Origin of the sequence: Synechococcus sp. HJ21-Hayes (genome assembly GCF_024345835.1) — a bacterium.
Classification (GTDB): Bacteria; Cyanobacteriota; Cyanobacteriia; order PCC-6307; family Cyanobiaceae; genus Vulcanococcus.
Map to the genome: position 1 here is coordinate 97,742 of NZ_JAGQBW010000006.1, position 11,364 is coordinate 109,105.

At 55.5% G+C, this 11,364-nt stretch carries 13 protein-coding genes; 3 read left to right on the forward strand and 10 right to left on the reverse strand.

Annotated elements, in window-relative coordinates; translation table 11 throughout:
- Window positions 1-2 precede the first annotated feature (2 nt).
- Window positions 3-638, forward strand: a complete 636-nt coding sequence (locus KBZ14_RS06505) for a prepilin-type cleavage/methylation domain-containing protein (RefSeq protein ID WP_255117509.1) — start codon at window positions 3-5, stop codon at window positions 636-638.
- Between the two features lie 129 nt (window positions 639-767).
- Here KBZ14_RS06505 and KBZ14_RS06510 read toward each other — a convergent pair whose 3' ends face one another.
- The 9 genes from KBZ14_RS06510 to KBZ14_RS15830 form a co-directional block, all read right to left on the reverse strand.
- Complete coding sequence (locus KBZ14_RS06510) at window positions 768-1,484, reverse strand: response regulator transcription factor (protein ID WP_255117510.1); 717 nt, start codon at window positions 1,482-1,484, stop codon at window positions 768-770.
- A gap of 122 nt (window positions 1,485-1,606) precedes the next feature.
- Complete coding sequence (locus tag KBZ14_RS06515) at window positions 1,607-3,040, reverse strand: sensor histidine kinase (protein WP_255117511.1); 1,434 nt, start codon at window positions 3,038-3,040, stop codon at window positions 1,607-1,609.
- Window positions 3,041-3,042: 2 nt separating this feature from the next.
- Complete coding sequence (locus KBZ14_RS06520; protein WP_255117512.1) at window positions 3,043-3,408, reverse strand: response regulator; 366 nt, start codon at window positions 3,406-3,408, stop codon at window positions 3,043-3,045.
- A 47-nt stretch (window positions 3,409-3,455) separates the two neighbouring features.
- Window positions 3,456-4,676, reverse strand: a complete 1,221-nt coding sequence (locus KBZ14_RS06525; RefSeq protein WP_255117513.1) for a vWA domain-containing protein — start codon at window positions 4,674-4,676, stop codon at window positions 3,456-3,458.
- 486 nt (window positions 4,677-5,162) lie between these two features.
- Entirely contained in the window at window positions 5,163-5,795 is a 633-nt protein-coding gene (locus KBZ14_RS06530; protein WP_255117514.1) for a prepilin-type N-terminal cleavage/methylation domain-containing protein, read from the reverse strand.
- Window positions 5,792-6,250, reverse strand: coding sequence for a PulJ/GspJ family protein (locus KBZ14_RS06535; protein ID WP_255117515.1), 459 nt, complete (start codon window positions 6,248-6,250; stop codon window positions 5,792-5,794). Before KBZ14_RS06535 ends, KBZ14_RS06530 begins: the two co-directional genes overlap by 4 nt.
- 2 nt (window positions 6,251-6,252) lie before the next feature.
- Window positions 6,253-7,902: a hypothetical protein gene (locus KBZ14_RS06540; RefSeq protein ID WP_255117516.1), complete on the reverse strand. Its 1,650-nt coding sequence runs from the start codon at window positions 7,900-7,902 to the stop codon at window positions 6,253-6,255.
- A 13-nt stretch (window positions 7,903-7,915) separates the two neighbouring features.
- The gene (locus KBZ14_RS06545) at window positions 7,916-8,422 is read right to left on the reverse strand and encodes a type II secretion system protein (protein WP_255117517.1); all 507 of its coding nucleotides are present in this window, start codon (window positions 8,420-8,422) and stop codon (window positions 7,916-7,918) included.
- A gap of 242 nt (window positions 8,423-8,664) precedes the next feature.
- The gene (locus KBZ14_RS15830; protein WP_255117518.1) at window positions 8,665-9,201 is read right to left on the reverse strand and encodes a type II secretion system protein; all 537 of its coding nucleotides are present in this window, start codon (window positions 9,199-9,201) and stop codon (window positions 8,665-8,667) included.
- 361 nt (window positions 9,202-9,562) lie between these two features.
- On the opposite strand from KBZ14_RS15830, the gene KBZ14_RS06555 reads away from it, so the two are divergent.
- Window positions 9,563-10,387 carry an ABC transporter permease gene (locus tag KBZ14_RS06555; protein WP_255117568.1) on the forward strand — a complete coding sequence of 275 codons (825 nt, stop codon included), beginning with the start codon at window positions 9,563-9,565 and terminating at the stop codon, window positions 10,385-10,387.
- A gap of 70 nt (window positions 10,388-10,457) precedes the next feature.
- Window positions 10,458-10,592: a hypothetical protein gene (locus KBZ14_RS06560; protein ID WP_255117519.1), complete on the forward strand. Its 135-nt coding sequence runs from the start codon at window positions 10,458-10,460 to the stop codon at window positions 10,590-10,592.
- Here the strand turns inward: KBZ14_RS06560 and trmH are convergent.
- Window positions 10,586-11,281 (reverse strand): tRNA (guanosine(18)-2'-O)-methyltransferase TrmH, encoded by a 696-nt coding sequence (gene trmH, locus KBZ14_RS06565; RefSeq protein ID WP_255117520.1) that lies wholly within the window; start codon window positions 11,279-11,281, stop codon window positions 10,586-10,588. The genes KBZ14_RS06560 and trmH overlap by 7 nt on opposite strands.
- Window positions 11,282-11,364 lie beyond the last annotated feature (83 nt).

Sequence of the window (11,364 nt, forward strand, 5' to 3'; positions counted from 1 at the left end):
CCATGGCCGGCTTTTCCCTAGTGGAGCTGATGCTGTCGTTGAGCCTGGGATTGGTGCTCAGCGGAGTGATGCTGCAAGGTTTGATGGCTGAGGGCCAGAACGGAGCCCGTTTGTCTCGTTTGCTGCGCGAACGGGCCTGGCAACGGCGCACACTTGAGCTGGTGAAGAGCGATCTCGCTCAGGCCATTGTTGTCAGCGAAACGCCGGAACGCGAGCCGCATGGCTGCAACCTGGCGGGCAGGCAGCCGGTTCTGCACCTGAGCACCGCAGCTGGACCGATCACCTATTCGGTGGGTCCGGCACCTAGTGCGATCTGGCGAGGCCGGGTGCTGATGCGCTGCGGGCCTGCGTTTGGGCTGGATGGGCAGTTCACCCATGGCTCCCAGCTACTCAATCGCGTGGTGATTGATGCTCTGGCGGTTCAGCCCCAGGGATCCATGGATTGCGCGCAATGGCTTGGTTCAGCTAGGGACATTGCTATGCGTCAGTTGGCGGGCCTTTCAAATCAGCCATTCGCGGCCTGCTTGGATCCGCACACCGGTTTGATCGCCCTGAGGATTGAGCAGCGGTTTGATGGAATGAGGATGGAAAAACAACAACGGATTGCACTTGAGCTTGTGGTTGGGACGGGAGTGTGAGATCTGAGCTTTACCACACCTTATGCTATTCTTGGAATCAGTTAAACTCGAGTAAGCGAGCATTCTTTGTCAGAGATGCCTCCTTCTTCGGTCTCGTGCAAGGGGGGCGGCTGAATTTAGCGAAGCTCGCTATCCTTCCTGTCGCATCATGAAGCCAACGCCACGAACGGTATGAATCAGTTTTGCAAGGCCCGGCCTTTCGATTTTTTGGCGTAAATAGCGAATGTAGACGTCCAGCAAGTTGTTGTCTCCGTAGAAGTTGTCTCCCCATACGGCCCGCATGATCTCTTGGCGGGAATGAACCTTGCCTGGCGTCTTCATGAGGAACGAGAGGAGTTGATACTCCTTGTTCGAGAGTTGTATTTTGCTTTCTCCTCTTGTGACGTCGTGGCTGGCAAGATTTAGCAAGAGATTGCCAACTTGAAGAGTCTCGGCGTTGGTTCGCGGCCCTGTTCCAGATGACGAGCGTCGATACAGCGCTCGCAGCCGTGCAAGTAGCTCATCGATGGAGAAAGGTTTGGTCAGGTAATCGTCAGCACCGCTATCCAATGCACTGACGCGATCTTTGATGTCATCATGGGCTGTCAGCATGAGAATGGGTATGGAGATCGCGGTTGCACGTATGCGCGCACAGATTTCAAGACCGCTGAAGTCCGGTAGGTTCCAGTCAAGAACCATCAGGTCGGGACTTGGTTCACTGCGGAGGGCGATTAAGCCGCTAGCCCCGTCTTTGGCAACGGAAACTCTGTAGCCCTCAACTTCCAGTTCGCTTTGAAGTAGAGCTGTGATGAGATCCTCGTCGTCAATAACAAGAATATGAGGTTGGTCGTTGTCTGGCTCGGTCATGAGCTGAATGAGCCGGGATCAGAATCTCGGTTGGTCCTCAATCCATTCTGGTGCTGATTCTCGAAGTGGGCAAGGGCTGCTGCTCAATTGAAACTGAGTGGGACGCCAGCGAACAGCCGACATTATGGTTCCGTTGCGATGGACAAGTGGAGCTCAAAGCGGCTGCCGACGCCAGGCGTACTGCAAACCTCGATCCGACCACCCATGGCATCAATGAGCACTTGGACGATTGAGAGTCCTAAGCCTGAACCCGAGCTGCGTTGGCTGGTGGCTCCCCGATAGAAACGCTTGAAGATATGAGGCAGTTCTTCGGCGTGGATTCCATCGCCGTGGTCGCTCACTGCGATCACATACACATCAGCCTGTGTGCTGATGCTAATTTCTATTGGTTTGCCCTTTGCTGAGTATTTATCGGCATTCTCAATTAGATTGATGATCACTTGCTTGAGTTGATCTGGGCACGCCAAAATCATGAGATGTTGACCTTCTGCTATCTCATTGGAATTCAAGGTGACCAGTCTGCCCATGGTTTGGCTGCTCTGGGTGATCACATCTCTGAGCAAAGGAAGTGGATCTATCGCCTCGAGACTAATTGCCAATTGGTGACAGTCACTGCGGGAGAGTGAGAGGAGATTCCCAAGCAGCCTGGCCATCCGTTGCGCCTCTTGTTCGGCAATGGTCAGATTCTCTCTGTCATTGGTCTGAAGTGTTGTGCTTCGGCGCAGGGTTCGCTGCAGGTAGCCTGAAACGATGGTCAGCGGTGTTCTCAGTTCGTGAGAAACACTACTGACAAAACTCTGCTGCTGCTGCCAGGCTTCTGTTAGACGGTTGATTAGTTGATTATAGGCAGCGGCCAGTTCTGTGACTTCTGATGGGGAGTACTGAATGGCAATATGGCTCTGCGGCAAATTGTCTGAATTTACAGTTGCTGCTGCTTTACTAAGCTGGCGTAGTGGCCGTACGATACGTCTCACCAATCGCGTGGTCAGCTGCAGACTTAGCAATAGGGCTCCACCCCAAGTCAGGGCCAGCAGCAGGTACTGGTGATTAATGGCAGTTGTGAAAGCTGTGATGTTTTGAGCCACACCAATTTGAAGACCAGGAATTTCAGATTCACTCACTATCGAGAGAATGGTGGTGCCATCGCTGAGATGGGTGTAGGTGGGCTTGCTTTGTTGGTTGCGATTGCCGCGACTAGCCAATTGCCAGATGACGTCGGGTGGTACGGAGCCTTCTGATCTGCTTGGTAATAAGTGACTGCCATCATCGAGTTCGAGCCAGACCGTGTGCTGCCAGTTTGTTTGTTGTTCACGAGCTTGCAATAATTTGCGGTCACGTTCAAGACCTGGTAGTTCCACAACTGCTTTGGCTTCCTTGCTGATGCCCTGGTTCACAAGCTGGCTTTGTTTGTGAAGCTCTTTTAATAGGTTCTGATTACTGACCCATAAAGTGGCCAGGCTAGCGACTGTAAAACCAGTTACCACTACCAAGCCAGTGGCCAGCTGTAGCTGCCCTTCGATACTGCTAGGCAGTAGCTTTTTCCAGCCTGAATTCATTCTCATCTGGATGATAGGTGCATCTGCAGTAACGCTGGCAGGTTCTGCAATAGGTCTGATTTCAGGATGCAGCTCGTTGCTCCTGATTCGTAGGCTTCTCTCCAAAGCTTTGGATCGCACAAGGCTGTAAAGATGATGACTTTTGTGGTGATGCCTCTTTCGCGCAGATTGCGCAGGCATTCAATTCCACCAATGCCGGGCATCAGAAGATCCAGGAAAATCAATCGAAATAGTGCTTCGTGAGCGATGGCTAGTATTTCTTCGGCGCAGCCAAATTCCGTAGTTATATAGCCTTCGTCATTCAGTTCTGCCGACAAGAGTTTCCTGATTCTGATATCGTCGTCAACAATGGCGATGGACTTTTCCACGCACTTCGAGAATCTTGCTTAGGGGCAGGGCAGGCGAATGCTGTGGCTCAGTTGACAGATGTATAAGCTTGGTTCACAAGTTTGTAAACGCCGCTCGATCCATCGCTGATCAGCTTTAGCCAAACGGAGTCTTGGCCTATTGATACTGTATTGACGGTCAAGCGGTTTGACCGGCTGTTGTTCATATTGAGATAGGTATTGGCGGTCCGCTGGTAATCAGAAGCTGACCAGCTGCCACCATTTCGGTCGTTATTGGGGTCGCCATCCGTCATGAAATACAGGCTCTTGGCTGTGGCTACTCCCATGGCCTTGTCAAGACTTGACCATGGACTTGTTCCTCCCCAGCGAGTGACATCGCCGCTGGAGAGTGTATTCACAAATGCTAGCGCGCTGCTTCGGTTGCTATTGGTGAGGGGCGTCATGTTTCCATTCATCCAGGCTCGATGGTTGAGATAACCAGGAGAGCTGAATACCTGGAGGCTGATGTTTGCTGCACTTGGTAAGGATGTCAGCAGGTTGCGAAGTTCATTCTGCAACGACTCCATCCTCGTGACCAGACAGTTGCGCCGGGTACTCATGTATGACGAGCCGTTAAAGTAAATTCGCGACGAGCTATTTGTTGTTGTGCCCCAAGTGATGCAGGCACTCATTGATCCCGATCCATCCACAATGATCTGGAGGGAATCGCTGTTCATTGGTATTCCGTAAAAGCTGCATGTACTGCCCGTGCAGCCAGAGAGTGTTGTTGGAGACGCTGTTCCAGCGGGGTCCCCATTCATTACTTCATAGTAGGAATCACTCCTGGCCACCTTGTCGGCACGCGCGTAGGCCATTAAGTTGAGTTCCACGGTCGCAGCTTTGTTGCTGCCGGGCAATTGCAGAAAGCTTTGCTGAACATTGTCGCCATCTTCGGTTGGATCGACGAGTTTCAGCATCTTGCGAATTGGATCTGTCTGTATCGCGATCGCTGGCTCCCTGTAACGCCCGATCTTGCTTCGATTGTTACTGTCAAGACTTGTATCCACCGCGTCGACAATTTGGCCGAGGCTTAGGACCTCTTTGTTATTGCCTTTGGGAGGCTCACAGGTGCCATCATCTTGATCGCAAGGGATTGTGCCAATGTTTTCAAGAATCGTGGCCAGAATAAGATCTTCAGTCTCGTAGCGACCATCTGCATTAAGTGGAGGGCCGCAGCGTATCAGTGCATAGTTCAACCCATTTTTCGCCAAGCCTAGACCGTAGATCACTGGTGTGTTTAGTTCGGCCATCTTCATCCCAAACATGGGGGTAAAGCTTCCACTCCCTTTGAGAGCTTTGCATTCCGCGATGACGGATGCGTACAATGGCTGATCAGCATTGTCGAGGTTCGTGTAGTCACGATCAGAATCGTGGGTCCCCCCTCGTACAATCATGTATAAGCTTCGCTGAACTTCGGATCGAAGCATGCGCATGCCACTAGTGGCGTTTGCTCTCAGGCTTGAGAGCTCACTACTGTGCTGAATCGATGAGCTGATCGTGCGGAGACCTGCGGCACCAGCTGTGATGAGTACAGCCCCAGCTGCTACCCCAATCACAGTCTCAGTGAGGCTATATCCTGAGTATGGATGTGACCGTCTGGCTGCTCTGCCTTTGCTGAGCTTGTTGAGGGCTGGCAGTGGATTTTGCATCGGCCTCATCGTCCTTCTTTTATTATCACCCTGCAGCAGAGACGGTGGATGAAAGTGATCTTCGGAGATTCTGAGAGTTTCATGAGCTTATTGATTGTGGCGACAGCTTCCTGCTGCGAAGTTGCCGCCAATCCATGTTCCCCTGATGAGGGAGCCGGTCATTGGCTCCAAGCTGAGACAGCGTTCGAACCCCTTTGCCTGATTGTGGAGTGTTCGTGAGCGTACGCGGATAATCAGTGGCTGATTACTGGTTGTTGCGTCGGGTGCTGAGACCCCTCCAACGGTGGTCATCGAAATGGAAGTCGGTGAAATGAGCAGCCTTAGATCGTTTCGTTGTTGGTTTGTTAGGGATCCTTTTAGGTTGGTCATCCTCAGTTCTGTTGAGGCCATATCTAGTCCATTCATGTCGGTCGGTTGCGGACAGTCCGTTCCTTCGCCTGTTGTGTCGATCTGTAGGCTTTCCAGCGCCATGGGATTAATTTCCACCTCAGATCCTGCGCCGCTTGGGAAATTGATTTTGCAACTGTCCTGTCTGCCAATCATATTCGCTTTCAGTTGATTAATGCCTGCTTCCAGTTTGCTGGTATAGGAGTCCACCGCAGCTTGCTTGAACCTTTGCTGTAATTGGGGGATTGCGGCTGTTGCAAAGGCCGCACTGATCGCGAGGGTAATTAGAAGTTCCAGGAGGGAGAATCCGGTGCTCTCATGCGTGCATTTCATGGCAATGGGCATTCGGACAGGAAGCTTGGGTTGATTTCTACAATCCGCTGTTCTGTTGAGGTGTCGCCAGTCATTTCAGATGTGCTGAAGCTGTAGGTGATCCTGAGGAGCGTCGCATCCGTTGCCACAAGCTGTCTTTCCCATGGTGCATCTGATGCCACTGGATTCATGCTTTCGATCTTGCCCTTGAGGTATGTCGATCCTCCACCGGAGCCGCACCCGTTTAGATCGCTACTTAGGCTCGTGTCAATCCCCTGGATGATCTCAATATCATTGAGAATATCTGATTCTATCTGCATCCTGCTGGCGCCCTGGCGGCTATTGGCCATGCTCATCATTAATGTCCGGTTCGCGCTGGAAAGTAGAACAAACAGCACAGCTGCGGCAATCATCACTTCGACAAGGCTGAAGCCTTGCGCGGGGTGATGGTGGCCTAGGCCTTGGCTGTTGCGCATTCTTACCACCGCCTGAATAGATCCAGTCCGGTGCCGCGAATGCCACGGGTTACGGTGCGTCCAAACGTGAGGCTGCTATCCCACTTCCAGGTGTTGATGAAACCTTCAACAATGGAGCCTCCACTTACATTGTTGGTTCTCAGTGTCAGCCCAGGCGCTGCACAGATGTTTTTCGCCCAGATCAGACCATGGATGCTTGTTGTTCCACTGGTTGATACGGAGCCTTGTGGCATCAACACCAGAGCAGCGGGAAGACTGGTTGCTGTGAGGCTCAGGACCTGGGTTGCTGCACCGCACGAACTTGCATCGTCACCATTGCTTGCCACAATGGCAAGTCGCTCTGCCATCGGTGAGCTGCTGCAGGGTAGGGGTGATGCCTGGGAGCTCTGATAGTCTGCCTGACAGAGCAGGCCATTATTCAGCCTGATCGAGTCTTGGGGGCGGAGCATCCTCAACACCACCGGTCGGGCTCCACTGCTGCTGCTGGTCTCGATCGAGAGCCTCGCCCCATTTCGGAGCTGGATGCTTTCAATCCAGATCAGGCATGGCTCTGTGCTGACGCCATTGCAGAGTTGTTCGGCGTGCAGGCTGATGGCGGTCACAGAGCCATTGACCCGTTTGACAGAGCTTGTGGATTCAGCGCTGGTCCAGCTTGTATCGGCTTCCCCTCGCGTGCAGATCGCTTCGCCGCTCAGCCCCGTGCCAGGACTGAGGCCAGAACAGGTTGTGGTTCGTTTGTCGTCGATGTTCCAGATTCGCCGCTTTATGCTCGTTCCGCTGCCGATCTGATCGACGCGCGACAACTGATCAAAGATACCTGGACTGGGAAAGTCAGTGCCCACAACCGGCCAGAGACGTGCCTGAGTTGTTGAGTTGGTGCTGCCTGTGGCCCCTCCGAGGCTGCTGGTGCTACATGCGCCTGAGTTGCTGAATCGTCCCGCTCCGGCACTGTCCATCAGCCAAAGAACCTTGCCAGTTCCGGCGATTGAGCTATCGCCTAGATTCAGATTCTTGGCTGCCATGACAGCCCACTGATCGTTGTTTCTCACATAGCGCTTCAGCGCTAAAACTCGGGTCAGCAGTGATCGTGCAAGGATTTGAGTGCCTGCACTGTCACTTTGTGTGGCATATCCCTCAATGTAAAACGTGGCCTTGCTGTCTCCAGGTGAATAGCTGTATGAGCGAAGTCTGTATTGCATGCCAATCTTCTGCTCACGGCCATCCTGTCGCAGGCTTGTTGTGGGCGAAATGTCCCCCGCCAGTAGGTTGCTTTGGATGGTGCTTGTCAGGTTCAGCGGGTAGCAAGGTTGTTCCATGGCTGGCCTGAGCTGCGCTTCGCTGAGGTCCCATTGCTTGGTGGGCGTTCCTGAGGGTTGATATTCCTGATTCTGGCTTAGGTGCCAGAGATAGCTGATGTCGCTGCCTTCTATATCGTTAAGGGCTGCCAGGATGCGATTCAGGCCATTGCTGGATGCCATTTCGGCTATCTGCTTATAGCTTTCTGTGGCGCCTGTTCGCCGCAGCATCAGCAGTTTCGTTGCCAGCCCCGCGCTAGCAATCAGAAGGATGGCTCCAATGATGAGTGCAATCGGCAAGGCAAGGCCTGCCTCGGTTTTTCCGCGATGCTGTCTTGCTGTTATGTGTCGTTCCATCTCGCCATCACGCTCAGTTGCAGTTAGGCGTCTTGGCACCTGCCTCACTGCTGCCGAGCTTGATGTCGGATAATCCCTTTTTGGTGTTGAGACAAGCTTTGATGTCCCATCGACTTGTAGAGCCCTGTCCTTTGGCCTCTGCCGTCATGGTCATGATCTCTTGGTCTTGAGCCTGCACGGAGATTGTGTAATGGCCTCCATTGCTCGATGTGATGCTTGAGAAGCTTGTGCCACTGGCGCTTCCATTGTTTGTGGCAACTGGTGTGATTCGTGCCAGCTCTGTCCACCCCGAGGGGTTGCCCAGGAATTCTTCCCTGTAGCCCTGGATGGCTGTTTGAATCTGCGAGAGCTGACTGGCTACATCCTTTTGTCGTGTCGACTTCATGGCATTGAGATAGCCAGGCAGTGCAAGAGTGCTGATGATCCCTAGGATCAGGACAGCGATCAACATTTCCGCCAGCGTGACCCCGCTGTTGCCATGTGTTCTCGGCCGTGCGTGACTCGGGCTGATGCTTTGCATGGTTGGAGTCTCGTTTCGTGCGATTGGGGCATTGCACGGTCGCGTATTAGAGCATGATTGCTTGGCGCTTAGCCTCGCGGTTTGGAATACTTGTCGTTGATTCGGAGGCAATGCGTATTGCTGCTGTTCTTCTTTGGGATCACGCCTTGAAGGGTGTATGGATAAGTCTTCTTGTGGCCCTAGGGACTGTGCGGGTTGTCTCTGAATTGTGATCTCGCGGTTGATCGGCTTCTGGAGTCGGATTAGGAGCCTCCTGTTCCTGTTCCTGCGTAAGTGATGTCTCCCGTCACATAGTTGACGGTGATTGTGCATGCCTCTTTGGCTGAAAGTGTATCTGAGCCGCACTTGACCCCGTCGGCTGTTGCTGGTTCCGTTCTGTAAGTCACGTCCTCATCCGGCTTGGTGGCTGTGTCGCCGTCATTGCAATTTCCGGAGATTTTTAGTCCGGTTACTGTTGTATTGTCTGTAGTGAGTGTGTAAGAAGCTGGATAGGGCGATTCGCTGATGATTGCGGCTGCACATTCTTTGGCAAGGCCTGATGCTTCTCCGATCTGAGTGTTGATCTTGGCTTTGTCCTTGACCCCGAGGAATCTTGGCAGGGCGACGGCGCTGAGGATGCCAACGATCACGATCACCACCATCAGCTCCACCAAGGTGAAGCCATTGCGAACAGTGGCCTGCGTGAGCTTGTTCAGCGCTGCTGGGCCAGCGAGGCGTCGTGAGCGTTTCTGATTGGTCATGGTGCTTTTCTGATGCAGAACGGCGCGCCGATGGCGCATCTCAAATCATTATTGCCCTGATTCTGCTGCAATTCCTGAAGCTGTCCTTTGCTTTCGGGTATTCTTGCTGAGCTGAGACTTAAGACTTGATGAGCGGGCAACCTGCGGTGGTGCTCTCGTCTCGCAGCAGCCTTTCAGTCCGCTCGCTGGGAGCTCTCGGCCGTGCGCTCTTCTTGGTGTTCCTCTCGCCGGGCCTGTGCGCAGGCCTGTTGCCGTGTGGGCTGGAGAGAGAAAAAGGCAGTGTGAGCCCCTCCGGCTTGGCCGCCAGCGGCCATCGGTGGCATGGTGAGGCCCAATGACTGAGCCTCTTTCATCCGCTTCGCGCCTGCTGCGCTGGCGTCCTCGCACCCTGGCGGCACGCATGGCGCGCTGGGGGGTGGTGATCGTGCTCGTGTATCTGCTGATCGCCCTGCTCACACCGCTGTTCACTCGGCTGGGTTGGCTGCCGGATGTGAACGCCGGGCTCGATAACCCCATCTACAGCGCGCCCTCCTGGCAGCACTGGTGTGGCACCGATCGCCTCGGCCGTGATGTGTGCACTCGCACCCTTGCCGGCAGTGGTGTGGCCCTGCAGGTGGTGTTGATCGCCCTCACGGCTGCGCTGGTGATCGGCGTGCCGCTGGGCATGGTGAGCGGCTACCTGGGCGGCTGGCTGGATCGTGGCCTGGTGTTGCTGATGGACACCCTCTACACCCTGCCGGTGTTGCTGCTCTCGGTGGTGCTCGCCTTTCTGCTGGGCAAGGGCCTGCCCAACGCGGCCGCCGCCCTGTGCGTGGTGTACGTGCCCCAGTATTTCCGCGTGGTGCGCAACCAAACCGCCCAGGTGAAGGCCGAGCTGTTCGTGGAGGCAGCCCGCTCCCTGGGGGCTGGGCCGGTGTGGATTCTGCGCCACTACCTGTTCCGCAACGTGATCACGTCAGTGCCCGTGTTGCTCACCCTCAATGCCGCCGATGCGGTGTTGGTGCTCGGTGGCCTGGGTTTTCTCGGCCTTGGCCTGCCGGAAACCGTGCCCGAGTGGGGCAGTGATCTGCAACAGGCCCTCAGCGCCGTGCCCACGGGCGTGTGGTGGACGGCCCTCTATCCCGGTGTGGCCATGTTCGTGCTGGTGCTCGGCCTCTCCTTCCTGGGGGAGGGCCTCGAGAGCTGGCTCAGTGGCAGTGGCCAAAGCGGCAAGTCGGCCCGCTGATTCCTCGCCACACTGAATCCACGGAGGTGGCGCCCTGCTTTGGGCCAAGGGCAGGCGCAATCAGGATGATGTGATCGGTCTGCTGCAGGTGATGATCGCCGTGGCGGCCTTCATGGTGGTCTTGCTGGGCGTTCGCCCGATGCTGCTGGAGCTCTCCGTCTTGGCCCTGGCCCTGTGCCTGCCCCGGGCCGCCAGCCCTCAGTAGCGCAGTTTCACGGTGCGCGGCATCACTTCGGCGATCTCGCCTTCAGCGCTGAGGGCTGGATAGGGCCGTCCCTGCCGCCGGCACCACTCCGCCACCTGCGGGTAGGCCCACTCGAACAGGATGCGCCGGTATTCAGGCTCGCCGCCCGGGATGCCTTCGCCTCGGCTGGGCACCAGGCCGGCCACCTCCCGCTGGCGCAGGGCTTCAAACAGGAGGGTGGCCGCCGCCACGCTCACATTCAGGCTCTGCACCATGCCCGTCATCGGGATGAACAGGGGCTGGTCCACCAGGGCCAGGGCGGCCTCGCTCATGCCCCATTTCTCCGCCCCCAGCAGGAAGCAGCTGGGGGCGGTGAAGTCGCACTCGCGGTAGTCCTTCGCGTTCACGCCCAGGTGGGTGCCGTAGATGCGAAAGCCCTTGCTTTTCAGTCCGGTGAGGCACTCCTCGATGCCCGGATGGGGGTGCAGCGGCACCCACTTCTGGCTGCCCTTGGCGGTTTTGTTGAAGGTGCGGGGCCGCCCCGGCAGGCTCACCACATGGGCCTCCATGGCGCCCACCGCATCACAGGTGCGCAGGATCGCCGAGAGGTTATGGGGTTTATCCACCTGCTCCAGCACCACCGTGAGGTCGCCCATGCGGCGATTCAGCACGGCCTGGAGCCGCTCATAGCGACGGGGCAGCAGCGGCATGGTGGAGGAACGGCCAGGCCCATCGTGTCTGATGAGCTGTCGGCTCCAGCTGGCTTACAAGCTTGAACGCCTCGGTTTGTTGG